Origin of the sequence: Providencia lanzhouensis, assembly GCF_050469745.1 — a bacterium.
Taxonomy (GTDB): domain Bacteria; phylum Pseudomonadota; class Gammaproteobacteria; order Enterobacterales; family Enterobacteriaceae; genus Providencia; species Providencia lanzhouensis.
This window is the reverse complement of the sequence record NZ_CP174123.1, coordinates 2453638-2479891: the sequence shown is the minus strand read 5'-3', so window position 1 is coordinate 2479891 and position 26254 is coordinate 2453638. Positions and strand designations below refer to the sequence as shown.

The window sequence follows — 26254 nt, the reverse complement described above, 5'->3', positions numbered from 1 at the left end:
ACTGCCGCTTTAATTAAGGCAAATCAATAATAAATCCAATACCTTTATTCTCTAATCCATCAGTGACTTTTAATGTTGCACCTATTTTCGATGCCAGATTATGGGCAATAGATAATCCTAAACCGCTTCCTGTTTCTAATGTTCCGGGCACACGGTAAAAGCGAGAAAATAGATGTGCTCGGCTCTCTTCCGGAATACCGCGTCCATTATCTTGAACCGTAATGGTGGCACCAAAAGGGGTGAGATCGACCAGTGTCACTTTTATTTTGGCTTTTTCAGGAGAATATTTAATCGCATTTTCGATTAAATTAGTGAACACATTACTCAGCGCCAGCTTATCAGTTTCGACATAAAAAGAATCTGGACTGGATAATTCCACATCAATATGTTTATTGAGAGCATAAGGAATATGGGATGAAATGAGATTACTGATTAACATAGGTAAATCAATTTGCTCTTTACGAATGGCAAAATCTTCCGCTTCCAAACGTGCGAGATCAATTAATTGATGAGATAAAGAGGCGGCGCGCGTTAATGTCTCTTTCATATCATTAATAATCTCGGCTTTTTCTTTTGGATTATCGATATGCATTAACACATGCAATTGTGCTGTTACCGCTGCAATCGGAGTCCGCAATTCATGAGCCGCATCTGCCATAAAACGTTTTTCGCGTAAATTCGCGGCATCGACTCGTGCCATTAATTGGTTAATCGCGGAAATAATAGGGCGAGTTTCTTTATACATATCTTTGGTATCAATCGGCGTTAAATTTCCCGGTTGACGCGATGAAATAATTTTAGCGACTTGTTTAATGGGGCGAATACTAAAATAGGCAGTGATCAAAATAGCGATTAACATTATGCCCAAAATAAAGGCGAGAGGAATGGCAGTGCCTTCGGCTGGATTACCAATTAACTTTCGTCGCTCAAGATACGATTCTGCAATCACAACTTCGAGGGTATGGTCATCATCCCATGCAGAAGTGAAATGCCAATCTTTATGTTGGGCAGTTAGCATATCGACTGATTTTAGTGATGGGTCTGAAATCTTTTCACTATTGCGATATAGCACATGTCCCAGATTATCCCGCACAACCATATACGGTTTATAGCTAGTTTCAATGCCGTTTTCCATGGCATCGGTATACATTTTTTGCAGAATAACCGCGAGCTTATCAAAATATTCTGGGGTATCTGATACTGTACCTAATGTTCGCGCAATCCCTTGTGTGACGATTTGCTGTTGTTGGTTAAACTCATCATCATCGACCAAGTCAGGTAGATAAAAAAATTGTAACCAACCGACTAGCAGCAGCCATAAAAAGATGACTGCGCCAATCTGAATACCAAATGTGTAGACAAGAAAGGATTTAATCTTCACCAGATTGCGCTTCTTTTTTTAGTAAATAACCGATGCCACGGATAGTAATAATTCTGTCTTTACCAATTTTGCGGCGTAAATTATGAATGTGGACTTCAAGGGAGTTACTTTCCACATCATCCAAGCCAAATAAACGTTGCTCTAAATCTGTTTTTCGCACGACATTGTCGGCATTTTTAATTAACTCGTATAGCAACAGATATTCTTTACCGGAGAGTAATAATAATTGACCATCCAAGGTGACTTGATGGTTTAATGGATTTAATTGCAGATTATCTAATTGCCAAATTTCAGATGAAAACCCAGCCATACGGCGGCTAATAGCCTTTACGCGAGAAATCAACTCTGGCATTTCAAAGGGTTTTGTTAAGAAATCATCGGCACCAGAATCTAAGCTCGCCACTAAATTATCCATTTTATTACGGGCGGTAAGAATAATAATCGGTATCGATTCTCCAGATTGGCGCCATGCAATTAATTCCTCTTGACCATCACCATCAGGTAATCCCAAGTCTAAAAGCATGACATCAAAATTGCGTGCCTGTAATTGCTGCTTAGCATCAGATAATAATCTGACCCAGCAAGGATTAAATCCGGCTAATTCCAGTCCACGACATAACGCTTTGCCGAGCTGAAGATCATCTTCTACCAATAAAATATTCATATTTATTACCTCTGTTGCGGAGTATAAGCAGACTCCGCTCACCCAGCAACTAGGATATTTATCCCCTTAAGCATCCCTTAAGGTTGGTTTAACCAAATATTAAGGTACTAAAATGCAAAAGAACTAATATACCCTCAACAACCATAACAAGAGCATTCATCATGAAAAAAGCGTATATTGAAGTGCCTCTATTTATCGGGATTATTTTTTTTGCCATGGTATTTATGGGGGCGAGTTTCAATAAACCACAATTGGCGTTGAATCCGACAAAATTAAATGAAGTTCAGCGATGCACTGATGCGAAAACGTGCTTAGTAGAGACTCGGATACTTGAAGTGAGTAAAACGAAACGTAATCCGGTGAATGAGTTTAAATCGTATCTTCGTCAGAAACTTTATTAATATTCTTTCGACAATGGCGGAATAGTGAATTGTGGTGCTATCGATTTTTATATGCAGAAGCGTATAAACGATAGGCAGAAACAGATTGAAAGTGACTCAGATTAACTTCAAAGAATAATGGATTAAGAAATGGAAGATGGATATTACCCTTCCATTTCTCTGCTAATCATCTAGTCATCGGTATTTGCTTCAGGTAGCCAGCCGTCATCCATCCAAATTTCTTCTAAGATCTCTTCAATGCGTAATTTATCATCCGCAATCTTCGTTCCTGAAATATTAATCGCCTGCTGAGAGCTAAAGCCCACTCGAGTGACCATATCAGGGTACTGTGACTGTAGTTTGCGTAAAATCTCAGACTCTAAAGCTTGTAAAACCAAGCCACTTGGTTTTTGCGGTGAATTCTTATCAAATAACACTTCGATGCGTAACATAATAGCCTCTACTAAAGACTGTATTAATATACAGTATTTTTAGATCTATATGGGGATATTGTCAATATCCTGCATTGAATATTTTTTTATTGTGATAGCAGGCTAACTCTTTTTATTTCGACAAGTTAATCCGATAACCTTTAAAAGAAGCTGGCAGAAATATTAATACACAACCCTAAAATGGCCATATTAAAGACAAATGAAATAACGGATTGGAGCAATACTGCGCGACGCATAGGGGTTGAGGCTACTTCTACATCTGCCGTTTGTGAGGCGACGGCAATGGTGAATGAGAAATACATAAAATCCGAATAGCTGGGTTGGGTGATTTTATCGGGGAAAATTAACCACGGTTTTTCATTTTCACTATTGCCGTAATAGAGATGGGCATAGTGCATGGTAAAGCCCGTGGGTAAGAGCAGCCAAGAGGATATCAATGTCGAGGCAGTTAAAATATAGGAGTAAATTTTATCGGCTTTCGGGATATCACTGTGTCCGCCCAAGGCAAAAAATAAGGCTAATAAACTGACGCAGCAGCCTGACATCAAGAAAAATATTACCATGCTCGCGCTTTCATCTTCGATTTTTGTCAGCTTACGAATGTCTTTCACATTGTGGCTAATAATTCTCTGGAACAGAAACAGCAAATAGCACCACGCAAATGCGTTCCAACTGATAATTAAGTTAATAATCAGACTTTGTGTTTGAAATAAAGCGAAGAAAGTGATGAAAGCAACAATTAGCGAGACCAAAAAGCGCGGTCGAGAATGAAATGCATGACGTAGCTGGTGGGTGATGCGAGCAGCACAGCGAAGCATGGGGTATTCCTTGAAAAATAATTATCGCGTTAATTTAAAACGAGTATATCACTGAAAAAAAATGGAGCACGAATAAGGTGCTCCATACAGGTATTACTTAGGAATAAATAGGTTTATTTTTCGCTTTGTCTTATCAACGCATAGCGATTGAGTAGCTGTTTAAAATGGTTATCAATTCGTTGGTATTCAGACTCAGGGACGGAGCCTTGGGTTTGAAGTTGCTCAAGACGACGTAATTCCTCTTCCAAAGGAACGCTTTGATTAAAATGCTGGCGAGCATTGAAAATAATGGTTTTTAATTCAGACCCCGTGATATAGCTGCGAGGTTTACCATCAAGACTGTCTAAGCGCGTACTGAGATTGTTTAGCTCGGCCATCCCTTCAGACCACTGTTGTAATTTATCGTTAGATAGCGCATTAATTTGCATATTTTGCTGCCATTTATCGTTAAATGCGCTGACTTCTTGTCGTTCACCATATTGCTTAGTGAGGTAACTCACCATGCTTAATCCATACTGCTGAGACCAAATTGGGGAGATGGATTCTAATTCCACGAGGTAGTTATCGATTATCTTGAGTTTTTCAGGAGAAAAACTATTCGGTTGTGCGGCATTAGGCTGTAATTGTTGCTCAAGAATTGAGGCAATATTCGGCGTAAAGTCAGGTAACTGGGGTAGTGCTTGCGCTAAAACGTGGTTATTGATTTGCGGGTGTAAGACATACAAAGTTCCTGCACACAGCGCGCCTGTGAGCACAATACCGAAAGCCAGACCCACACAAATGCCTTTTCGGTAAGAAGGCTTGGTCGGTGTCGGTGTGCTGATAGTAGCATTGGCTTTGATGGAAATTGGTGTTGCGGCGGTGCGGGCATGAAATGATGATGGCGAGGTTTTTGGCAATTGCAGCGGCGTTGGTGGAATAAAGCCACTATCAGGAACATCGGTATTTTCGAGCTGCTTGGCTTGGGTGGTGAGCAAGCTTTGGAGTCGCTCCAGCTGAGTGAGGTGTTTGAGCTCTAATGTTTGCAGCAATTGTCCGATTTGGTTGAGGGTGGCTTCAGTTTGATACAGTGCTGGAAGGTCAGCATAAACAGGCGCATGAGCACGTAACCCTGTCATGAGTTGTTGGCTCAGCGTAGCGAGAATTTCAACCCGGGCATGGGTCTGTTGTGGCCATAATCCTTGCCAGTGGCGGCTCAGTAAATGTTGGAGTAAAGATAAGCCTTCGTTTAATCCCGCGATGCCATTTTGATGCTGGCGGATCAGGGTAAACCACGCGCAAGTTTGTAAATCAGCGCCGTTTTGGTTGAATAAGGACAAACATAGCCCATGAGCGCGCGCCCAGTCTACATCTGGGCGGGCGGGGTGAAAGCGTTTATTTAATTCTTCTTTGAGCGCGGCAAAATCAGCCAGCGTGCGAGGGTCGCCACCAAGGCGCAATGTGTTTAAATCTGGGTTCATAGTCTTCTCACGCAGTCGTCAGTTTAAATCGTATCGAATTGTTTTTTTAGATGGTGTACGAGAATGCGCCCATCCGACATAAATTCAGTGCCATAACGGATCAAACCTTGCTCATGTAATTCAACCTCAAGGGCGTAATGGAGTGCCCCAAAGCTGTTTTGCGGTAATAACACTAAAGAGAGTGATTTGATGCGGGGCTCATACTTGAGTAACGTTGCCGATAAAATGGTCATCATATTGTGAGCAGTGCCGGGGAGACCTTGGATCATTTTACTCATATCAGGTAGCCCGTAGTCGGGAAGATGCTCGATACTACCCGCTCTGGCGTTGAGAATGCGGCGAATATTGTCCATCACAGAGACCATCACTTGGTCATGTTCTGGGATAGCATCAATATCCAATCCTCCCGCAAAATACCCCGTCAACATTTCATATAATGAAGGCTGGGACATGCTATTTTTCTCCAAGTGGTTTTAAGGTCATGGAGTTATCCGCAAGGGTGAGTAAGCGTGGGTCATCCGGTAGTAACCGCTTTTTGGGGATCACTACGCGCCAGTCATCGGTGATAAGGTCTGGGTGATTGAACATCACGGCGATGGCAACAAATTCAGCGCCGTCTTCAAGGGGCATATCAAGGGAAATCGACTCACCCGGGCGAATGCGTAAATCTTTTTGTACCACGAGAGAGGATTTTAGTACTTGGCTATCTTTGGCAAATAACGAGGCGTAATCACTCTCATCAAAGCTTTCAGTATCTTTCAATTGATATACGCGAATGATGGTGGACAGCGATGCGCCTGTATCATCGGTATTGAGCGCTTCACGTGCTACGAAATCAAGATGGACGACTTTCACTTGCTTATAAAATATCGCGTTTGCTGCACTGCGAGTGCCATCGCTGACCATTTGAGTGAGCCCGCATCCAGTGAGGTTTAATGCAGTCAGAAGCACCAATGTTTTGCCGCAAAATGGCAATAAAGGGATGTGTTTCATAGGAGAGTCCCTGAATTAGAATCGATAATTAGCGTAATGTGAGGGCGGCGTAGAGTGTGATGTTGCCGATAACCGCTGATAGCGCCCCAAATTTAAGGTAATAATGTGTTCTCGGTGAGGGGCATTAGGGGTTAATGCGCCCATCGCGGCGGTACGTCCCAGTTGAACACCTTGGTGAGATTGCGTGCTTAACGTTGCGTTAGGGAGCAACTTTCTGGGTAATTTGAGACAAAGACGGGCATTGACTCTTGACCCTAGGTAGACATGCAACAGCGCCATTAAATCTTGATACAGTTGTCCGTCAGGCAGCCAATTGCGGGCTTCATCAAAGTTATCTGTCTGTAAGGTAATCAAAATTTGGCTGTTTACATCGGTAGAATACTGACCTAAAACGGGCTTGTTGGTTAAGGTCATCGGTGTTCTGCACGACAGCCCTGTTTGAGTTGTTTGCTCGATACGCCGCGGGTCATGGGGTTTGATTTTTACGTGAGTGTCAGGCGCGAGTAATTTAACGAGTGACACAACGCCTTCTGCGGTACGGGTTGGAAAACGTAACGTACCCAGTAAGGCGAGAAAGCGGGATAAAGGCGCTTGCACATGTTGAGCAGTGCCGGGGATCCCCAAGCCAATTAACCCATATAAATACTGGGAAGTTTCATCTTCGCCACCCGCGGAAAAGGTCGCTGGATAGGAATATTTTCGCCAAATACGGTAAAACTGCGTGGTGAGCCGATGGTTAAAAATATCCAAAAAATCCGTGAGTGATTCGGTTCCTTCCCGCTGTTGCGCGATGTCATCGAGGTAGGCGGTGGGTAACGGCGATGTGACGCCATATAATCCTAAAAAGGTGGTTCGAATACTGAGCGTATTGCTATCTCGGTAGCGGTCTTCAATGTCGATGCCTTTAATTTCGGTGACAGGAAAACCCATCCCACGATGGGGACGAAACCGGATAACATCTGTTTTCGGGTCTTGGGTGCTACCAAGTGGCGGGCGCTGTTTATTACTCTGTTCTAGCAGTTGGCAAAACCGATAGAAGTTAACCAGTGGTAGACGCTCCCCTAGCGCATCAAAAAGCTGATTTACTGAGGATGATTCTCTGTCCATGTGAGGCTATTTCCTGTTGGTAAAATATGGAGAGTCAATTGGTTAAAAAGATGCACGTCGGTATACAGTGCGAAAAAGCGGTTGAGCATTTCACCAAAGAGATGAATATCCCCTTCACCGTTAAATCCGTTGCTATCAAGGGTGATATCAATGGCAATACCGCGCTGTAAAAAGCCTTTTTCGAAACGCTCAATAAGGTGCTGTTCAACGTGGATCATGGCATCGAGTTTGCGGCTGTTTAAATCATCCTCTCGCCAGTCATAGAGTGCCAATGTGCCGCGCAATACCTCTACGTTGTCCATCATATTGAGGAAGCTGGCGCCAAGGTGGCTGAGAACGCGCCAATGAAATCGGTCTTCTGCTGGGGGATAGCAAGGCAGGGTTGGCTTGCATAAATTGCGAACCTGCAATTGGGTTTGTAGCGTTTCTTCGGTTCTGTCGAGCAATGTACTTTGCAGCGCTTTGCGTGGAAGTTGCCCGTTAGTGCCGGTTAATTGCAAAGATAAGGTTTCACTTTCAAGAGCAGCGGTCGGCTGTTCGCGCTCGCCCCCTAAAATCAGCCATGTATCATGCAACCCACTGACCCCGCGCTTAACGCGAGTGTGGTAGTAGTGTTCTGGTGCATTGCGTCGCAACATACCGCCTCGATGGCGAAAGCTGCTGAATGGAACATAGTGAATGTGTTCACCTCGCCTTGTTCCATGAACCATATCGACAGCATAAATTTCGGTGTGTCCATCTTGTAGACGGCGGGGACGCAGTAAATATTCACTTTCTAACCCGTTAACGGTGAGTGGATCAGCTTCAATATTGAATAAGTTGATCACCGGAACGCTGTGCAATTTTAGGTTATCGTGACTTAATGGAATGTCGCTATCCCACAGGGTATCGAGCACAATTTCTAGCTCAAAGTGGCTTAATCCTTCGGGCAATTGAATCTCTTCAAGTCCATTTAAATTGACGAAGAAAAACTTTTCTCGAAAAGAAAAATACTCTAGCAATAGCTGGTAGCCACTAAAGGTACTATCTCCTTTGGGCCACAATTGATCTTCTTCAGCAAATCCCCCAGGGGAAAACCACAGCGGCAAACGAACGCGGTCAGGGGATGACGGTAAACGGATATAGGTCGCCGCGACATGTTTAGTGAGAGCCAGATGCAGGGCGTAAGTGGTTGGAACGTCACCCGCCAAATAAAAGGAAATGGTCCCAAGTGGGCTCTGTTTCCAATCGACCAGTTTTGCACAATCGAAGCGTAATCGGATCACGGAACGTCCATCAGGCTCAGTGGTTAAATTCACTGTGGATAGCGCAATGGGATTTAAGGTTAAATCCCGCGTGGTGCGGTAACGACAAACGGTTTTCTTTTCGCCAATCGGGCGTGAAAGCACTTCAAAATTGGCAGGGATCACCGACGATAATTTCATATCGTGAATATCCGGTGCGAGTTCAACCACGGACAGTGAAGGGATGGTTTGTAAATAATGAGGCCAGAGTAGGCTGACCAATCCTTCCGTTAATTCCGGTAAATCATCATCAATCTTTTGGCGAAGTTGCCCCATCGAAAAGGCAAAACCTTCAAATAGTCGCTCAACAAAAGGGTCGGGAATGCCGGCTTTATCTAAATCTAATAGTGCCGCCCGGTCGGGATGAGCTTGGGCGAACTCTTTCGCAGCTTCGCGTAGATAGCGCATTTCTGCATCATAATAGCGAAGGGTTAAATCATCCATTCGTATCACTCTCACTGATTAATTTAAGGGTAGAGTACTAGCGCTCGGACAGGATCTAAGCGAGTCAATTGAGCCAATAACTCAGACATTTGGTGATGTAACTCGGCCTTATCCGGTGTGTTACGTTGCGCTTTACCGCGCAGAAGTTGTAATTGGCGGGCTTTGACTTCAAACAGGGAATGCGGTTCCCAATCAGCCAGTTGCATGTGTTCAGCGCGATTGTCTAATTCACGCAATAAGTTCAGCGCCAAATCATGACGGGCAAACTGCTCTGCCACTCTTGCCATTACCAATTGCAATAGCCATTTTTGGCGGGTGGTCTGAATATTCGGGCGAGACATTAACCATGCTAAGGCGGCTTCTACCCCTTCGGTATCGGCTTGCGTTAATGCTTCTTGCTCTAAGGCAAATATCGAGCCGTTATCATCGTCATCCGCGCCTTGAACTGGCATAGAGTGCAGAGACTGAATGTTATCTTCCAGAATCTGTTGTTTGATCCACGCGAGGGTCACTTCATCAGCAAAGGGGGTACCATCTTCCCATGCGAGATGTTCTAACCCGGGTAGGCGCAATAAAAATTGTTTTAAATCCGAGGCAATAACGTCTGCCCAACCGTTCCAAGGCGCGGGAGATTTACTGAGCGCTTGGTGTAAGTACCATTGAACATCTAACCAAAAATGGTTAACGCCTTCGGCAAATAGGCGGTCGGCTTGTTCGGTGAGCTCCAACCAGTTTTGTTGCAGATATAAACGTTTTAATTGGGCTTTTGCATCCGAGCGCGGTGGGGCTAAACGTGTGCAACCATGCTGGTTCTGTGGTGGCGATTGGTGCAGGGTATCCCAACGGACAGATTTCATCAGCCGGTGACCTGACAGCCAGCCGTTGGGTTGATTACGTAGATAATTGGCAAGGACTTTGGCTTGGTCGAGCAGCTCACGACCCGATTGGATGGGGGCGATAGGGCTGATCCCCGAGGCCGTTTGCTTTGTCGCGACATTTTCCGACGCTTTGATATTTTGCGGGATGACGCTATCAGCCCCACCGGATTGGGCGAGCCGATTTTCTAAAGCCCGTAAGAGGGGGGCAAGGTTAGGGCGGCTTGCTTCATCCCACGTATTAAACTCATCCACGATCGCGCTAAGTAGTGCCACAATGCGGGAAAATTCGTTGCTATCCACCTCAGGGTAGAGGGATAAGCTGTCGATGACACGTTGACCCGCCAGCCATTCGATGGCGGCTTTTCGGCTATTTGGGCGCGAAGGTAGTAGGCTGTCATGGTAGCGATGCAGTAACCCTGTGAGTAGACCGAGCCCATCGGCTAACCCTGTTTCCCCTTCGCGATGCAAACGTGCCCAAATATAATAAGTGATAACTCGCGCATCTTTGCAGACGTTGGTCAGGAGGTTTTCGGCAAGAGCACAAATCAACTCAGTGTCTGACCCCGAGAGTTTGTTAACTTCTTCTTTCATGCGTTCGAAGTCATCGTCATAACCGGGGTCATCCCCCATTGGATTTTCAGCTGTAATGGGCAGTAGCCAGCGCTCCCATAGTGCCACTTGTTGCTCAACAAGCTGGTTAGCAGCAAGCGGATTTCCAGTAAAGCAAGCGGTGCGCAAGGCAGTTAATAAAGGCATAGGTGATGTCCTATCGATGGCTAATCCAAAAAGATTTTTTCAGGTAAAACGAAATTACGCAGTTTTAATAGCGCCAGCGGGCCTTGACCCATTTCGGTGCGTAGTTGGTAATTTAGAGAGATGCCATCGGGTGTTACCCACGAGACGGTATAGCTGCTAGTGCTGCCCGCATAAGGCGCGACGTTGGCCGTTTCGAGTAAACGGATCAAACCCCAAACACCACGATGATCGCCATAGAGTCGGGTACCCGATGACGTAGTCATCCAGGTTAAAGATGCGCCAGACGCGACGGTATCGGCAGGCCAAACAAAACGTTGCCATTCAGGGAATTGGTTATCGTAGGTAAGATTTTGTTTATCGATCACCAATATGGTTTGCATCACATTTTTACTGGTGCCTGGACGTATTTCAAAATAGAGACGCGCTTCCCCGTTCGCGAAGGCCACATCGCCTAACTCTGTCAGGGTATTTAGCGCGGTTAAAAAGGCAGGGTTAAAGCGTAATCCTTGGGCATTGGTGCTATTGGGTACCCAATGGTTGCCTTCTTTGCGTAAAACTCCTTGTAGGCGAGTTTCTAAGAAGCGTTGGATCCGACCATTATCGGGGCGCAGATATTGCGCCATCAACGGTAAGGAGATATCGCTTTGGGTATTTTTTAGCGGATAGCGTCCACCGAAAGCGTTGTTCCATTCACTGACAATGGCATTTTGCCATTCGCTATTAATGCCTTGGGCGGTTGGTGTGAGTAATTGCTGCCACGCTTGGGTCATCGGCTCCACTAACAGCGCATCCCCAAAGCTTTGCCACTCTTGCCCAAAGCTGGCGGCAATCAAACTACCCATATCCCGCGCTTCGGCGAAATCGACATTTTTACCTTCTAGAATACTTTGCGCGAAGGATTGAGACATCGCTTGCGGATCCGGTGCATTAACCACTTGCTGAAGTTTTAATCGCACGCGGGTTATGCGGGTGAGATAGGCTTGTAGGCTGAGGTTATCGCTTGTTTGCGTGGCGGCTTGCGGGTCCACAAAATTCAGAATGGGGGCGAAGGTATCTTCAAGCGGACCCGTAAAGTCGGCTTTCTGACTAATGACGGGTTTCTGTTCTTTATTGAGCAGGTCTTTCGCGGAGTTCATAAAGGAGTCAGCGAGCTTTTCTTGCTGGCGTCCGGTTTTCCCTTGGTAAGCCACGGTATTCATCAATGCAATGACGGGTGACTGGCGCACATCACTCATTAAAGATAACTGGTCGATAGTATCCGACAAACTTTCAGTATGGCGCCATTGCAGGCTATTGAGGAAGTTTAACCAGCTATCAGAAAAGTCAGCAAAATAGCGTTCAGTAAGCTGCTGCTTAAGCGCATCAGGCGAAATATCTTGGCTAAGTTCATGCTGGCTATCACTCAATACCCAATCAATTTCATTGCGGCGAGATTCAACCACTTTTTTGATGGCAGGTTGAATAGATTCTTCCCACGCTTTGCGGGTAAAAATGCCTGACACAAACTCATCGGTGGTGAATAAAAAGCTGGCATCGGTATCGCCGGTCATGTCGTCTAAAGTCATATCTGGGAACTGATGCTGTGCTTGTAGTAATACTTCTTGATACAACGTTGCGCTTTCACTGCGCTGACCAATTTGCCTAATAAGTAATGTACGGCTTTGATTAATCAGGTTATTGTTGGCAGTCAATTGCCATTCGGGGTGTTTCGGTAGCTGTTGGGCATAGAACATAAGTAATTCTTTACCGAGGGTTTGCCATTCGCCTTCGTTCATTCCTTGCGGGACGGGGAGAGTCGAGAGCACGCTATCAGTAAAAAACGCCGGATCCATGCGCTCAGGAGTACTCATCATTAAATAGGTTTTTAGGCTTTGATACGCCCCTTGGGTGGCTTGGCGACGGTCATCACTGTTAGGGGATAACTGGGCGTAGGCTTGTAATTGTTGAGTCAATTGTTGAGCGATGGTATCACGCAAAGGCGGTAATACCGTTTGTTGGTACAGTGGCCATAAATGGGCTAATAGTGGCTGATTACTGTTTAGCCCAAAATGGAGCCAGAAAGGCACAGAAGTTTGTTCGCGATGATTGAGTAAGCCTAGGGTTTGCTGAAAATCATACTGAGCTTTGAGGCGTTCAGTTTCCGGTAATTGGCTGTTAGCGGCGACACTCGCGCTTTGGTAGCTCTCTTCAATAAGCTGGCGATTGGCGAAGTAAGAGACGATCATGCCCGCGCCCCACAAAGTCATGGCAGTAGCAGCACCGTATTGAACGAGACGTTTTTTGTCAAAACCTAAAGAGGCAGGCTGTAAACCGGATGCCAGTTCAGACTGCACATTCAACCAGCTTTTCCAGCGGGTATCAGGATGCCAACTATTGGGTAAACGTTGCTGATTTAACGGATTGATAGAAGGGCTGAATGCGATGCCGGAAAAAGGCAGCGTACGTAATTGGGTATTGAGTGGGGCTAATGCGGTTGCAAGCTGCTGGCTGCCACCGTTTTGTAAAAATTGGGCTAAGGCGAGTAGATAGGTGTGTTTTTGTTCGCGCAGTAATGCTTGAGTTCCGTTGATCACAAGTGCAGGGATCAGGCTTAATAAGCTAGGCGATAGCGCCTCGGCTGGCATATTTTGCTCTGTCATACAGAGGATAGAGGGCGTTTCAACAGCGCTGAGGGATTGCTGGTCACTGACACTCCATACCCAAACTGGCGCACGCCAACCTAATTCTTGGAAGAGGTTCTGGATAGCGCGCCCTGCATTGTGGGCTGTTGCGGTATTGAGGTTAGTGAAAGTGACGTTGTTGTCTAAAAGCTGAGATGAAATGCTGTTTTCAGTCACCCAAATCACGCCATCGAGCGGACGACGTCGGCGTAGGTGTTTGAGGGTTTCTAGTCGCTCTGAATCGATGGAACTCCCGATATCGCCACCGTAGATAAGTAAGGTTCCATCACACTCTTGCCAGATTTCTTGCGTCAGGCTAGGAGCGAGTTTTTCGACGGCGGAGTGGGAGCCGAGGAGGAGCTGAATGGAGACTTTGGAATGCCAGAAAGTGCCGTATTGGGATTTTAGGGTTACTAATATGGGGGATAAATTCTGGTTATTGAGGATGGATTTTTTATCGTTATCTGGGTAAGTGCCCGTGTCTTTATTTTCTTCACGATGATCTGCTATTTTTTTGTGATGAAATCCCCATCGAACGACACTATAAATAATACTAGAAGAAATAATAATACCGATCGCAATGTACTTTTTGAATTCTGTTTCTAGGTAAAAATGTTCACCATAGAACCAAACACTAAGGCATAGTAAGACAACAAAAATGAAGAAAGAAAATGTCTTCACTACGGGTTTATTCAATTTTATATTCATATCGATGGACTCGAAGTAATAGTTCCAATAAACATTGATTGATTATCTTGAGAAAGTGTTAAAGCTGAGTTCTTGGATTGAGCAACATAGTCAATGGCGATGGCTAAATTTAACCAACTTGAAAATTCGCCTACTGGACCAATAAAAAATTCTAAGTTAAGTAACTTATTGGGTTCTATTTTTGGGAGCGACTCAGAGGCGCTGAAAAGTGCGCTGATTAAATCGTTTTGGCATTTATTGTCAGAAAAACAAAGAAACGTATTTTTTGATTCAGTCTGTATTTCAGTAAATAGATGGATGGCATTCTGTTTATCTTCATCGATTGTGATTGGCATCGGTCTTTTTACATTAGCAATCGTATTGAGTTGATATGCCAGAGCGACTTCATCGGAAGTAAAAATAAAAGCTGCAAAAGCGGCAGATTGATTTTGGTTATAAGCCTGCTCAATGAGTACCAGTTGGATTAGGTCTTCATTGTTTCTTACAGTATCTTCGATGTAGTTGTAATCTAGTTCATGGGTGAAATTTACATTGTGTGGTGGTGGATTATGAAATAATTTTTCCCATGAATATTCAAATTCTTTTCTTGATGTGGTGAGATTTTGATTTGTTAAATAGTGAACAGAGAAAGGGTATTTGGTACTGACCTCAAGAATCTTATCTTGCAGTGTCCTTAGTAAAATAAAACATGGCGATTTATCTTCAGGTAAATAATCAATTCTCTTTGGTAGTTGGTAGCTTGCGATATGTGAACTCTGATGTTTTAAAATATAGGGTAATGTGATTTTATCAGGAAGCAATATAACGGAGTCTAATATGCTAATTGCTCTTGAACCCCATTCCTCCCATTTTTTATCAGCATATTTTTTTTCATTTTCTAAGAATTCGTAATTATTTTTTGATTTAAAATAAAAAATGAGTTTTACAAAGAATACACTTAAAACAGTAATGAGTGGGACTGTAGCCACAAAAATGATGATAATCTTTCCTCTATCTGAATCGAGAGATTCTTTTTGAGAATTAAAATAGAGTGAATAAAATAGAAAAAATAATGTTAAACCTAACGCTATAATCCATTTAACGTAAGGAGGTTTTTGAGGTTTAGGTACTTGTAGCGATGCTTTTTTATTCCAAGACATAATTATCCTAAATTAAAGTCAGTAATACTGGCAATGAGATAACAACCGCACTCAGTTTTGCTTCCATCCACGGCAACAGGAATACCTTTACATGTAAATTCTGTAGCGCCTTCAATAATGGCATTAGTGCCATGACCTTTTTTGGGGCAACTAACTAAGTCACCTACTTTAGCTGCTCTTTTTCCATTAATAACAATATCGGAAGTTGCGGTAATAACGGTGCCACCATGACTGGTTTTATCACCCAGTAAAATAATGTTTTTAGTCATAAGAGTTTAAATATTAATAGGTAGGTTGTGATATTCAAAAAATATTAACTTAGTATTTTAATATTAATTATTGGCTATAATTTTCAGTGGTTGAAATAGATTTTGGGGATTGCACAGCGCAGCGAAAACCTCGCCCTGTAATGGTGATATCGTTTAAAACTGGTTCCATAGCATAACGGTCAATATTCTGGTTACTTAGAAAGCTAGTACCCGAAGAGCCCCGAGCAACTTTAGTGCTACCAGATTGGGGGCCTTGCGGATTTTTTTCGGGGGATACCGAATAGTAATTTTCATCGTACCAATCATTGGTCCAATCCCAACCATTGCCTAGCATATCATATAATCCTAGGGGGTTTGGTTTACGTTTATTTAGTACAATATACGGTTCGGAGGAAGGATCAACGAAAGTACCAAATTGACCATTATCCGTTGAATAACGTAAAAATTGACCTTGACTACGAGCCGCATACTCCCATTGCGCTTCTGTAGGTAAGTCAACAGGTAAACCACTTTGTTGCCCAATCCATTGACAATAATCTTTAGCGTCTTGCCAACCGACAGAGGCTAAATAATTATCTTTAATAAACTCTTTAGCGGGGGGATATCGTGTCCACTCTTTTATTGCAATATAACTTTTAGGTAGCGGCTTATTTGTTAAATCTATCCATAACAGATATTCTCCCCAGGAAACTTTACTTTTTGAGATACTGAAACTATCGAGGGTTACATTGTGGGTAAATTTATTATCTTTACGTGGACTGTAATAGAGGGTTGAAACACCATCTTTACCACCGAAGTCCCCCATTAAAAAAGTTCCGCCCTCAACAAACACCATATTATTTAAAGTGCTATTAACTAGTTGTTGAGCTTGTTTTTGTTGTTCTGCGGTAGGGGTGTGATCACACCCTACCAGTGACCCTATCAGCAAGGGCACACTTAAACACCACAACATCTTCATTATCCTAACTCCTTATCGTTCACAAACACGCGCGTACAACTGTCCACGTAGATAAAATCGACTTGTTTTAACGGTGTCTGCTGATTCACATCCACATTTTGCTGTACCTCAAGACTGTTGGGTAGTTGCTGATACAACGCCGTTAAGTTTTGTCGGTAATGGCTTGGTTCAATCCGGATCTCGGGCGCGGGTATCGTGATGAGCGGGACCGATCACAACATTTTCAATTGTGCGACGAAAACTGTTGACTCGACTTCACAGGGTAGGGTACTTAACCTTTTACAGGTTTTCCACACACCGAAATCCATTACCAAACTCATGATCAGGAATTTTACTTCCCCGAGAGATCGTCGATGCACCATCAGAACTGTCATGGTAGCCCCGGGTCACTTTTTCCTCACCATTGTCGGGCCCTTGAGGATTCTCTTCCGGTGAATGTTGATAATACACCTCACTGTACCAATCACTCACCCAATCCGTTCCATTGCCCATCATGTCATACAGTCCTATGGGATTGGGCGCAAAGAGCCCAACCGGGGCAGACCAATCGGTAAAGTTGCGGGCAGGATCTTGCTCATAGTACATCTGATTATCACTGTTACCGTAAATCAAAAACTGCCCGCCACTGCGTGCCGCATACTCCCACTGGGCTTCGGTGGGTAAATCCGTTTTTTTGCCGTTCGCCCTCCCTAACCATTGACAATAAGCTTTCGCATCCGACCATGAGACTTTTGCCGGGTAATCGTCGCCAAATATCTCCAACAAATAGGTCAGCTCGCTCTTTTTCCCCTCAGTATAAGATTCAAGGTGCTCTCTTCCCTGCACCGCCAACCAGCGATTAAACTCCCCCCACGTCACGCGGTATTTTCCCATCTTAAACGCCGACAACGAAACCCAATGCAACGGTCGAGTCGACGGATCACTGCTGTACGGCAGTTTGTCATCAAAAAGGGGGCCAAAATCCCCCATCTGAAACCGCCCGCCGGGAATTGACACCATATTGGCCAGCGAAGTTTCGCGTAATTGTGCGGCATCCTGCGCTTTTTGCTCATCATCACACCCCACCACACTCCCTATTAGTAAGGGTACACTTAAACACCACAACATCTTCATTATCCTAACTCCTTCTCATCCACAAACACGCGCGTACAACTGTCCACGTAGATAAAATCGACTTGTTTTAACGGTGTTTGCTGATTCATATCCACATTTTGCTGTACCTCAAGACTGTTGGGCAGTTGCTGATACAAGGCCGTTAGGTTTTGTCGGTAATGGCTTGGCTCAATCCGGATCTCGGGCGCGGGTATCGTGATGAGCGGGATCGATCACAACATTTTCAATTGTGCGACGAAAACTGTTGACTCGACTTCACAGGGTAGGGTACTTAACCTTTTACAGGTTTTCCACACACCGAAACCCTTCACCAAATTCATGGTCAGGGATTTCACCTCCTCGAGAAATCGTCAATGTGCCATCGGCACTGCCATGGTAACCTCGGATCACTTTTTCCTCGCCATACTCAGGACCTTGCGGATTATCTTCGGGTGAGTGTTGATAATAATCCTCACTGTACCAATCATTCACCCAATCCAGTCCATTGCCCATCATGTCATAGAGCCCAATAGGATTCGGTGCAAAACTGCCGACAGGTTTTCCCCATGATACAAAGTTTCGCTCAGGATCTTGTTCATAGTGCATCTGATTATCACTGTTACCGTAAATCAAAAATTGCCCGCCACTGCGCGCCGCGTATTCCCATTGGGCTTCCGTAGGTAAATCCGTTTGTTTACCGTTCGCCGCCCCTAGCCATTGACAATAAGCCTTTGCATCCTGCCATGAGACTTGTGCCGGATAATCATCCCCCAGTTCATCCCAATGGATAATTTCACTCTTTTTTCGCTTTGAGTACAATGCAAGCGGTTCTCTTCCCTGCACATCCAACCAGCGATTAAATTCCCCCCACGTCACACGGTATTTCCCCATCTTAAACGCCGGCAACGAAACCCAGTGCAACGGTCGAGTCGATGAGTCAAAACTGTACGGCAGTTTTTCCTCCACTAACTCCCCAAAATCTCCCATCTGAAAACGCCCGCCAGGAATTGACACCATATTTTTCATCGAAGTTTCGCGTAATTGTGCGGCATTCTGCGCTTTTTGCTCGTCATCACAGCCCACCACACTCCCTATTAGTAAGGGTACACTTAAATACCACAACATCTTCATTATCCTAGCTCCTTATCGTTCACAAACACGCGCGTACAACTGTCCACGTAGATAAAATCGACTTGTTTTAACGGTGTCTGCTGATTTACATCCACATTTTGCTGTACCTCAAGACTGTTGGGCAGTTGCTGATACAAGGCCGTTAAATTTTGTCGGTAATGGCTTGGCTCAATCCGGATCTCGGGCGCGGGTATCGTGATGAGCGGGGCGGGCCCCAACATGTTAAATTGTGTGCCCGAAATAGGGGCTTCTCCATCAGCCAAAAACGCTACCACACGTGCTTCATTGGCACGCCAGTCGCCTTTTTCCCCGACGTTCATTGACAGATACTGCATAATATTTTCGTAATCGCGCTTGGATTGCGCCCAGCTGAGGATCAGCAAAATCGCCCGCTTGCGCGCCGCGAACCGCACGCCCCCTTCACATTCTGTGCCTTTATGGCTAGCCGGGCTGATTTCATCCCAAAACTTGCCGGTCATCAGCGAGGCTATGGCTGCCCCTTTACTTTCTGGGGGGGCAAACTTTAAACACCCGCCGAAGGTTTGATTGACATTATTCATTAAGGCAACTCGAGCCTCTTTGTCTTCCCATGCATCTCGTAATTGACTAATTAATTTTTTTGCATCCTTATATGCCTCAACAAATCGTCGAACATCCTTGACTATCCCCATGGACTCCATCAACGTTAAAATACAAAATGCTTTAAAATCATCAGAAGTGATAATATTCGCCAATTTGACATAATCCATGCTGCGCAACATGTAGCCAAACGCCGGCAAAAAATCATCCCAAATCGCTGGTCCATTAATGTCAAACGCCAATGTACCTTTGCCGCCGACGCCTTTGCACACCCCGCCGGACACCAAGCAGCGCACCCGACCCTTAATGTACATGAATTGAATCGCTCCGTTGAGTCCTATCCCCGCTTGAACGGCCACATCAGCACTGATTTTGCCTAATACTGTAAACCCATCTGCCCCCTGGGTTGAGCCCGAGGGTGATTTATGCGGGGTATTCCATTTCAGTGAACCGGTGACATTTAAATTGGCTTGCGCCCCAGCAAAAACGCCGATTTCCCCTTTTCCGTTAGGCTCAATCGGGCGCTGACTGACATCGACTTTGCGCTGACTCGGGTCGGCGTTCGAGGCGCTTTTGGCCGGCATACCGGAAATGGCATTGCCTTTGAGGTTCACCCCTCCTTCAACAGCAAGGCTAACGCCGACACTACCGGAAAGTGTGACATCAATATCGAATCGAAAGGTGCCCAAGACACCCATACCACCCCCTTGGATTTTATCCGCATCCAAGGGGTACATTAGGGTAATTCCGCGGTCATAGGGCAATTTGAGTTTTAGGGTGCTTTTGGATTCGGCTAACGCCAATCCCGCATAAGCACTGAACTTGCCCTCCGCGGTTGGCAATGAACCTTCTTTACGTTTTCCGGTCCGTAAATCCACCTCAAAAGGGTTAACTCCGGCTTTAAAACCTGCACCGTATCCCCATCGCATCAGTTGGGACTGGGAGTCAAACTCAAAGTTGTCACCTTTGTACGGGGATTTTTTCAGTTTTTCATTCAGCTCATTAGCCCATTCCCCGAGCGTACCGGCTTTGTCTTCCACCAATTTTTTTTCATACAGGGAGATGTTCGCTTTCCCCGTGGTTAATTGTGATGTTAGTTTTTCCTTGTCAATCACTTGCCGTTGGCGCTTTTCCCCCTTGTCATCGGTATATTCTTCGGTAGTGATAAAACTTTTAGTCCCACTTTTCTTGTCATTCTCATTCAGTTGATAGCGGCGAATATGATTTTTAATTTTATCGGAGCGCACGTAGGTGTATTTATACCCCTTTTTTCCCCCGGAAATTTCGATGAGCTCCATGAGTCCAATGGCACTTTTTTTACTGCTGTCGTCCAAGAGCTTAGTTTTGGGTAACTCTTCCGGAGGAGCGAGCATTTTCATTTCCGTTTTTAAATTTTTCACGGCAGTATCAAAGCATAACTCTTCTTTGCGCAGCTCTGCCAGTAAACGTTCTCTATTCCTCAATTTATTAACATCATAGGGTTGAGAAATATCACCGAGCTTTCGCTGAAGCTCTTCTATGCGTAATTCTGCATCCACACGAAGTGCTAATAATCCGTTCATTTGATTATTATCGAGTTCGATGGCCCGTGTATCGTTATAATCGGGAAAAAGAAACGTACCACTGTCGGGGTGAAAATAGAGGCTAGTTGGCGCAGTGCTGGTGGCAATTTCTCCAGTAGCCCCCGGTTTTGTTTTTGATTGATGGTTATTTTCAATATTTTCTGACATAAAAATACCTTTGAATAAAATAGACGGTAAGATTTCGTTGTGAATAATAGTTTTAGTCCGTATCAGAAAGGGGATCTTGATTATTCCGTTCTATTTTCATATCGATTTTTTGTGGTGTAGCCGTAAATATTTCAAGCGTTCTACCGTCTTTATCTGAGATGGCTTCATAGGTATCTCCATCATCAGTGGTGAGTGTGTATTTGGTAAAGGGTAAAACTTCCTGACTGATTTCATCTTTGATAATAAATTGCTCGCTGAAGCCTTTTGGAATTTCAGGTGCTGGAGAGTTGAAGTTAGTTGCACCCATTTTCTGAACATTGGTCGTTTTAAGTAATACATTGCTTGGTGTGCCAATTTCAACGTTACCATCTGCAATCTTGATATAACCGCCACCACAATTAAGGATGATTTCTTTTTTTGCGGTAATATTCAGAGCTCCATCAATCGTTCTAATATCAAGGTCTTTTTTAGATAAAATTGACATTGCATCATTTTGAGACTGTATTTTTATATCACCATATTTGGCTATTGCATTAATGCCTGAACTTTGAGCGTAAATGCTGACATCATTCTTGGCATTGAATGTGATTGAGCTATTTGCAGATATATTTGCAGATTGATTAGCGGTTATGGCAATACTTTCATGACCTGAAGCTAGATGTATCGCTTTAGGCGAAAATACGCCTATTCCAGCGGGGGCATGAACAAGTACACCGGGAGCTTGTAGGTTATTTAAACTATTTTTGAGTGTATCTTGGGATGCTATATCGGCTGGAATAGAACCGCCAATTTCAGCTGACTTTGATAAACTTTTGGCTATCGCGAGAGCTTGCTCTAGTTGCTGTATTGCCTCTTCCATCGCCAACACGTCACCACCGGCTTTATCCTGCTTATCGGTGGTAATAAACAACCCTTTACCCGCGCGAATCGCGCCCCAGCTGTCAGTACGTAGCTCAAAACCGTCGCCGCGTTGTTCGCGCTCGGCATTGACCAAATGCCCCAAGTTTAACTGGGTTTTTCCGCCATACTCGGTGCTGAGCTTAATATGCTCTTGCCCGCGTTTATCCTCCATGCGCAATTTGTTATTCGCAGGCGTGCGGATCACATTACGGGTGTTATTTTTATCCGTAACGTGGTCGGGATGGCGAGAGTCATGTAGTGCGTGAGCGATGTAAGGGCGGTCTGGATCTCCCTCATGAAAGGCGATAGCGACTTCAGTGCCTTGAATCAGCGGGAAATGCATCCCATAAGTATCGCCGGCGTAAGGCTTCGCCAAACGTACGGGCATACTTTCATAGCCCTTGGTTTTATCATCGCGATCCGCGTCGAATTTTACCCAATAAAAGCCATGTTCATTTTGGTGGGCATAAATATCGTGGTCTTTTGCGCTGGTGACACGTGCCATTAATGTTCCAGCAATGACAGGGCGTGGTTTTAGTGCCGGACGCCAGCACAGTGATTCAGTGTATGGCACGGCGTCGAAACGGACGGTTAGCGCTTTATCTCGGCTGGCAGTAAAACGTAGGCGAGTAATTAAAATCGGCGATTTGAATACGCTGGGTAACGTCGAACTGAGCGGGTTATCTTGAATACTTAGCACTAATAATGGTGTCAGGTCTGCTGCGCTGCTTTCTCCGCGTAGTAAAGTCTGACGAGCCAAAAAGCGCTCGTGATCGAGTCTTGCCCAAAAGTTAGCGGTTTCGGTTTCAGGGCGAATTTTGTCCCCACGGGTTAGGTGGCGGCCTTTATAGTGATAAACATCGCCGTAGTTGATTTTTTCGCCATCACCGCGGGTCATGTCTGCGACGGCGGAAATCAACGTATCTTCCGCCAGTCGGTAGTTATAGTCTTTGGCAAAAACAGTACTTTCAACCACTTGATGGCGCAAAGATAATCCCCAAACACTGTCAACATGGTTATCGCTCAGCCCAGATGGGCTATTTAATGGCAGCATTTTGTCATACACATAACCGCGTTGGCTGTCCGTAAAGTGGAGCACCTCGGTTTGGGTATCATCTTGTAAACCAAAGCGGTAAAAAATACCCACTTCACTGAGTAGGCGCTCAATAAATTGGCGGTCGCTTTCGTTAATTTGGTTGATTTGTTCGCGTTTTGGGTACTCTTTTTCGAGATGAAATTCGAATTCCCAACCTTTGAAATTATGTTCACGCAGAATTTGTTCAACCACATCAGGAATGGATTGGTTGATAAAGAAGCGGTGGCTGCGAATTTGATGGCGGAGTAGCGCAAAAAAAGGCTCGATAACTAACTGGTAGCGAGCTTCATCCGCAGAGCCAGAGAGACGACGGAAATCCGTCACCACCCCATGAACGCGCTTGGCAACGCTCGGCTGAGTGGCGAGTCCCATTACGTTATTTATCGGCGCGGAAAAGGTCAGGCTGGCATTACGACGCAATAATTGTTGAGCAGAAAGATCTTGGGCGGCGCAGGTAAACGTAATTTGGTAGCGATAGGTATCGCTAGCGGCTTCACGACCCGTAAAATGTTCAACGTCCAGTAAATCTGAACAGCCTTGCACTTCTAGGCGATAGCGGTTTTGGCCTTGAAGGAGGTTTTTGGTTGTATCTAGTAGGCTCATGGATTTATCTCCTCAATATCACTGAAACTCAGGGTGATCCCGTCTTCTTCGCTATAACCCAAAGTCAGGCTTTGCGCTTGCTGGTGGTTAGCTTGGCGCATGAGTAATTGTTGGCTCAGTACCGGTAAAATCTGCTGATTCAGTAGGCTATCAATGTTGCGGGCACCGGTGTCGGGTAATAAACAAGCGCTCACGAGTGTGTCATACAGCGCTTCTTCGATAATGCCTTCAAGCTTGTAGTGGGTGTAAAGACGCTTAATGACGCTGGCCAGTTTCATTTCAACAATTTGGCGCAGCGCGACAGGGCCTAATGGACGATAAATTAGGGTTTGGAAGCGTGCGAGTAAGGCTGGCTGGAAGTGGTCGCGCAAAGTTGGACGCAGTAGTTCTTGCAGCTCGCCGTCGGTAGACTCAGGGAACTCTTCGAGTTGCTGCATCAACAAGTCACTGCCCAAGTTGGCTGTCATTAAGATAACGGTATTGCGAAAATCAATTTCACGGCCTTCGCCATCGCGCATAAATCCACGGTCGAAAACTTGATAAAACAGGTTGAGCACATCGCGGTGGGCTTTTTCCACTTCATCGAGTAACACGACGCTGTAAGGGCGCTTGCGAACGGCTTCCGTTAAAATCCCGCCTTGACCATAACCCACATAACCTGGAGGCGAGCCTTTTAATTGGCTGACAGTGTGGGCTTCTTGATACTCTGACATGTTGATGGTAATTAAGGATTTTTCGCCACCAAACAGGACATCAGCCAAGGCGAGTGCGGTTTCAGTTTTACCGATTCCGCTTGGACCCACTAATAAAAATACCCCTTGAGGACCATTTTCTGAGGCGAGACCCGTGCGAGCAGCACGCAGCCGTTGTCCAAGCCCCAGTAATGGGTTTTCTTGACCCACAACGCGTTTACCTAGCGAGTCTTCTAACTCAAGCAGTTCGGTTTGTTCGTCTTTTAAGAGGCTGGATGATGGCACGCCTGTCCAGTCGGCGATGACAGTGGCAACGGTTCTAACATCCACATCGGGGGTGATCAGCGGCTCATTTTGTTGAACGAGTTCTAACTGTGATTGGATATCGCTGACATCTTGGGATTGGCGGCGCTGTTCTAAGAGTTCGCTGATAAGGTTTTTTTCTTGCTCAAAACGCTGTTCTAACTCAGCCAGCTGTATGGCGATTTGGGCATCTTGAGTGACTAATTGGCTCAGCAGGGATTGGTTGGTGGTGTTGCCAATCGCCAAATCATCAAGAATAGCTTGTTGTTCAAGTTCTAATGCATTGCGCTTGGCCTTTAAACGCGTCAATTCTTCAGGGAGCGTATCGAGGCTCATGCGGATACGGGCGCTGGCGGTATCGAGCAAATCCACGGCTTTATCGGGTAGTTGACGACCGGTTAAGTAACGGCGAGATAAGGTGACGGCGGCTTTGACCGCATCATCGGTAATGTGAACACCATGATATTTTGCATAGCGTGGTTTTAGCCCCCGCAGCATTAAGCAGGCTTTTTCATCATCAGGTTCATCGACTTTGACTACTTGGAAGCGGCGTTCTAAAGCGGCGTCACGCTCGAAGTATTGCTTATATTCAGACCAAGTGGTGGCGGCAATCGTGCGTAATTCACCACGGGCAAGGGCGGGTTTGAGTAAGTTAGCGGCATCAGCGCCACCAGCTTGGTTGCCTGCGCCAATGATGGTATGGGCTTCATCGATAAACAGTAAAATCGGAGTAGGAGATTGTTGTACGGCTTCAATCACGTTTTTTAAGCGCTGTTCAAATTCGCCTTTGACGCCAGCCCCCGCTTGCAGTAGACCTAAATCTAATGTGCGTAATGATGTGGTTTGCAGGCTGACAGGAACATTACCTTCAACGATACGTAGGGCTAAGCCTTCCACTAACGCCGTCTTCCCGACACCCGGTTCTCCCACGAGAATGGGGTTGTTTTTGCGACGACGAGAAAGAATATCCACCATTTGACGGATTTCGTCATCACGTCCAAAGACTGGGTCAATCGCGCCTTCGCGTGCTTTTTCGGTCACATCCACCGTAAATTTATTCAGCACGGCCAGTAAGGCTTCATTCAGTGTGTTTCCGATGACATTCGGTGCTGGAGCTTCATTTGTTGATTGCGTTTCAAGTGGCGCTTCTACTGGCAAAGATTGATTATGCGCCGCAAGTTGCTGAACTTCAGGGCGCTCATCGGATTGCGCATCCAGCATCGGTCTTAAGCGTTGTAATTGTGTGATGCTTAAGGTCATTAATGGCCAAAGGGCGTCGTTCGGAACTAAAGAGGGTTGCTTCACCATCGCTGCAAGAATATGGACGCTGCGAATGTGCTCGATATCCTCATCCAATGAGGCTATCACCCATGCGTTTTGAATTAAGTTTAGGAGTGATTTTGAGAGGGAGGGGCGGCTATGGATAGAGCGGGGTAGGCTGTCGATTTCTGTTAGCAGGCTTTGCCAAAGTGCGGAAATATCCCATTCATAACGGCGAGCTAACACGGTGATATCACTTTCTCCTAGCTCAAGCAGCTTGAGTAACCAATGTTCGATGGTAACCTCAGCATGGGCGCGTGTTTGGCACAAGGAAGCTGCTGCCTCTAGTGCATTTGCACAGAAAGGGTTTAGGCGACGCAATAACATAACTGAAGAATTTTCCATGTTCTCTCCCTAGATAATCTGGTGGATATCAATGTGTTTAGGCACGCTACCGCCCCTAACCGTTAACCGAGGTTCATAAGGTGATATTCGCGATGGGAATGCGCGGTTGAAAG

General features: G+C 45.3%; 20 protein-coding genes. 1 reads left to right on the top strand and 19 read right to left on the bottom strand.

What is annotated here, in order from left to right:
* Nucleotides 1-13: 13 nt before the first annotated feature.
* Both ACIH2S_RS11750 and ACIH2S_RS11745 read right to left on the bottom strand, forming a co-directional pair.
* Nucleotides 14-1381: a sensor histidine kinase gene (locus ACIH2S_RS11750; protein WP_036952933.1), complete on the bottom strand. Its 1368-nt coding sequence runs from the start codon at nt 1379-1381 to the stop codon at nt 14-16.
* Nucleotides 1371-2045: a response regulator gene (locus tag ACIH2S_RS11745; RefSeq protein ID WP_036952936.1), complete on the bottom strand. Its 675-nt coding sequence runs from the start codon at nt 2043-2045 to the stop codon at nt 1371-1373. Before ACIH2S_RS11745 ends, ACIH2S_RS11750 begins: the two co-directional genes overlap by 11 nt.
* A gap of 161 nt (nt 2046-2206) precedes the next feature.
* Between ACIH2S_RS11745 and ACIH2S_RS11740 the strand changes: the two genes are divergently transcribed.
* On the top strand, nt 2207-2446 hold the full coding sequence (locus ACIH2S_RS11740; protein ID WP_108477917.1) for a hypothetical protein: 240 nt from the start codon (nt 2207-2209) through the stop codon (nt 2444-2446).
* Between the two features lie 170 nt (nt 2447-2616).
* Here the strand turns inward: ACIH2S_RS11740 and ACIH2S_RS11735 are convergent, their stop codons facing one another.
* The 17 genes from ACIH2S_RS11735 to tssH all read right to left on the bottom strand — a co-directional run bounded on the left by ACIH2S_RS11735 (nt 2617) and on the right by tssH (nt 26141).
* Nucleotides 2617-2877, bottom strand: a complete 261-nt coding sequence (locus ACIH2S_RS11735) for a DinI-like family protein (RefSeq protein WP_036952942.1) — start codon at nt 2875-2877, stop codon at nt 2617-2619.
* 140 nt (nt 2878-3017) lie between these two features.
* Complete coding sequence (locus tag ACIH2S_RS11730; protein WP_036952946.1) at nt 3018-3695, bottom strand: DUF1345 domain-containing protein; 678 nt, start codon at nt 3693-3695, stop codon at nt 3018-3020.
* 113 nt (nt 3696-3808) lie between these two features.
* Nucleotides 3809-5155 carry a VasL domain-containing protein gene (locus ACIH2S_RS11725; RefSeq protein ID WP_108477919.1) on the bottom strand — a complete coding sequence of 449 codons (1347 nt, stop codon included), beginning with the start codon at nt 5153-5155 and terminating at the stop codon, nt 3809-3811.
* A gap of 23 nt (nt 5156-5178) precedes the next feature.
* On the bottom strand, nt 5179-5607 hold the full coding sequence (gene tssE / locus ACIH2S_RS11720; RefSeq protein WP_108477920.1) for a type VI secretion system baseplate subunit TssE: 429 nt from the start codon (nt 5605-5607) through the stop codon (nt 5179-5181).
* Nucleotide 5608: 1 nt separating this feature from the next.
* Complete coding sequence (tssJ, locus tag ACIH2S_RS11715; RefSeq protein ID WP_430247486.1) at nt 5609-6148, bottom strand: type VI secretion system lipoprotein TssJ; 540 nt, start codon at nt 6146-6148, stop codon at nt 5609-5611.
* Between the two features lie 15 nt (nt 6149-6163).
* A complete protein-coding gene (tssG, locus tag ACIH2S_RS11710) occupies nt 6164-7255 on the bottom strand; it encodes a type VI secretion system baseplate subunit TssG (protein WP_108477922.1) in 1092 nt (363 codons plus the stop codon).
* On the bottom strand, nt 7231-8982 hold the full coding sequence (gene tssF / locus ACIH2S_RS11705) for a type VI secretion system baseplate subunit TssF (RefSeq protein WP_108477923.1): 1752 nt from the start codon (nt 8980-8982) through the stop codon (nt 7231-7233). Before tssF ends, tssG begins: the two co-directional genes overlap by 25 nt.
* 23 nt (nt 8983-9005) lie before the next feature.
* Nucleotides 9006-10616 carry a type VI secretion system protein TssA gene (tssA, locus tag ACIH2S_RS11700; RefSeq protein ID WP_154633510.1) on the bottom strand — a complete coding sequence of 537 codons (1611 nt, stop codon included), beginning with the start codon at nt 10614-10616 and terminating at the stop codon, nt 9006-9008.
* 20 nt (nt 10617-10636) lie between these two features.
* The gene (locus tag ACIH2S_RS11695; protein ID WP_430247485.1) at nt 10637-13972 is read right to left on the bottom strand and encodes an ImcF-related family protein; all 3336 of its coding nucleotides are present in this window, start codon (nt 13970-13972) and stop codon (nt 10637-10639) included.
* Nucleotides 13973-13980: 8 nt separating this feature from the next.
* The gene (locus ACIH2S_RS11690) at nt 13981-15123 is read right to left on the bottom strand and encodes a hypothetical protein (protein ID WP_108477926.1); all 1143 of its coding nucleotides are present in this window, start codon (nt 15121-15123) and stop codon (nt 13981-13983) included.
* A 2-nt stretch (nt 15124-15125) separates the two neighbouring features.
* Nucleotides 15126-15392 (bottom strand): PAAR domain-containing protein, encoded by a 267-nt coding sequence (locus tag ACIH2S_RS11685; protein WP_108477927.1) that lies wholly within the window; start codon nt 15390-15392, stop codon nt 15126-15128.
* A gap of 67 nt (nt 15393-15459) precedes the next feature.
* Nucleotides 15460-16350 carry a formylglycine-generating enzyme family protein gene (locus ACIH2S_RS11680; RefSeq protein ID WP_430247483.1) on the bottom strand — a complete coding sequence of 297 codons (891 nt, stop codon included), beginning with the start codon at nt 16348-16350 and terminating at the stop codon, nt 15460-15462.
* 279 nt (nt 16351-16629) lie between these two features.
* Entirely contained in the window at nt 16630-17463 is an 834-nt protein-coding gene (locus ACIH2S_RS11675; protein WP_349487883.1) for a formylglycine-generating enzyme family protein, read from the bottom strand.
* 279 nt (nt 17464-17742) lie between these two features.
* Nucleotides 17743-18573: a formylglycine-generating enzyme family protein gene (locus ACIH2S_RS11670; RefSeq protein ID WP_430247482.1), complete on the bottom strand. Its 831-nt coding sequence runs from the start codon at nt 18571-18573 to the stop codon at nt 17743-17745.
* Nucleotides 18573-20882, bottom strand: a complete 2310-nt coding sequence (locus ACIH2S_RS11665; protein ID WP_430247480.1) for a hypothetical protein — start codon at nt 20880-20882, stop codon at nt 18573-18575. Before ACIH2S_RS11665 ends, ACIH2S_RS11670 begins: the two co-directional genes overlap by 1 nt.
* A 52-nt stretch (nt 20883-20934) precedes the next feature.
* Nucleotides 20935-23481 (bottom strand): type VI secretion system Vgr family protein, encoded by a 2547-nt coding sequence (locus tag ACIH2S_RS11660; protein ID WP_430247479.1) that lies wholly within the window; start codon nt 23479-23481, stop codon nt 20935-20937.
* On the bottom strand, nt 23478-26141 hold the full coding sequence (tssH, locus tag ACIH2S_RS11655; RefSeq protein WP_430247478.1) for a type VI secretion system ATPase TssH: 2664 nt from the start codon (nt 26139-26141) through the stop codon (nt 23478-23480). The genes ACIH2S_RS11660 and tssH overlap by 4 nt, the downstream gene beginning before the upstream one ends.
* Nucleotides 26142-26254 lie beyond the last annotated feature (113 nt).

What these genes read in the sequence shown, in the direction of transcription:
- ACIH2S_RS11735 (WP_036952942.1), bottom strand. Translation starts at nt 2,877, where the DNA reads ATGTTACGCATCGAAGTGTTATTTGATAAGAATTCACCGCAAAAACCA.
- tssJ (WP_430247486.1), bottom strand. Translation starts at nt 6,148, where the DNA reads ATGAAACACATCCCTTTATTGCCATTTTGCGGCAAAACATTGGTGCTT.
- ACIH2S_RS11690 (WP_108477926.1), bottom strand. Translation starts at nt 15,123, where the DNA reads ATGTCTTGGAATAAAAAAGCATCGCTACAAGTACCTAAACCTCAAAAA.
- ACIH2S_RS11670 (WP_430247482.1), bottom strand. Translation starts at nt 18,573, where the DNA reads ATGAAGATGTTGTGGTATTTAAGTGTACCCTTACTAATAGGGAGTGTG.
- ACIH2S_RS11675 (WP_349487883.1), bottom strand. Translation starts at nt 17,463, where the DNA reads ATGAAGATGTTGTGGTGTTTAAGTGTACCCTTACTAATAGGGAGTGTG.
- ACIH2S_RS11660 (WP_430247479.1), bottom strand. Translation starts at nt 23,481, where the DNA reads ATGAGCCTACTAGATACAACCAAAAACCTCCTTCAAGGCCAAAACCGC.
- tssG (WP_108477922.1), bottom strand. Translation starts at nt 7,255, where the DNA reads ATGGACAGAGAATCATCCTCAGTAAATCAGCTTTTTGATGCGCTAGGG.
- tssF (WP_108477923.1), bottom strand. Translation starts at nt 8,982, where the DNA reads ATGGATGATTTAACCCTTCGCTATTATGATGCAGAAATGCGCTATCTA.
- tssH (WP_430247478.1), bottom strand. Translation starts at nt 26,141, where the DNA reads ATGGAAAATTCTTCAGTTATGTTATTGCGTCGCCTAAACCCTTTCTGT.
- ACIH2S_RS11685 (WP_108477927.1), bottom strand. Translation starts at nt 15,392, where the DNA reads ATGACTAAAAACATTATTTTACTGGGTGATAAAACCAGTCATGGTGGC.
- ACIH2S_RS11745 (WP_036952936.1), bottom strand. Translation starts at nt 2,045, where the DNA reads ATGAATATTTTATTGGTAGAAGATGATCTTCAGCTCGGCAAAGCGTTA.
- tssA (WP_154633510.1), bottom strand. Translation starts at nt 10,616, where the DNA reads ATGCCTTTATTAACTGCCTTGCGCACCGCTTGCTTTACTGGAAATCCG.
- ACIH2S_RS11725 (WP_108477919.1), bottom strand. Translation starts at nt 5,155, where the DNA reads ATGAACCCAGATTTAAACACATTGCGCCTTGGTGGCGACCCTCGCACG.
- ACIH2S_RS11740 (WP_108477917.1), top strand. Translation starts at nt 2,207, where the DNA reads ATGAAAAAAGCGTATATTGAAGTGCCTCTATTTATCGGGATTATTTTT.
- ACIH2S_RS11680 (WP_430247483.1), bottom strand. Translation starts at nt 16,350, where the DNA reads ATGAAGATGTTGTGGTGTTTAAGTGTGCCCTTGCTGATAGGGTCACTG.
- tssE (WP_108477920.1), bottom strand. Translation starts at nt 5,607, where the DNA reads ATGTCCCAGCCTTCATTATATGAAATGTTGACGGGGTATTTTGCGGGA.
- ACIH2S_RS11730 (WP_036952946.1), bottom strand. Translation starts at nt 3,695, where the DNA reads ATGCTTCGCTGTGCTGCTCGCATCACCCACCAGCTACGTCATGCATTT.
- ACIH2S_RS11665 (WP_430247480.1), bottom strand. Translation starts at nt 20,882, where the DNA reads ATGTCAGAAAATATTGAAAATAACCATCAATCAAAAACAAAACCGGGG.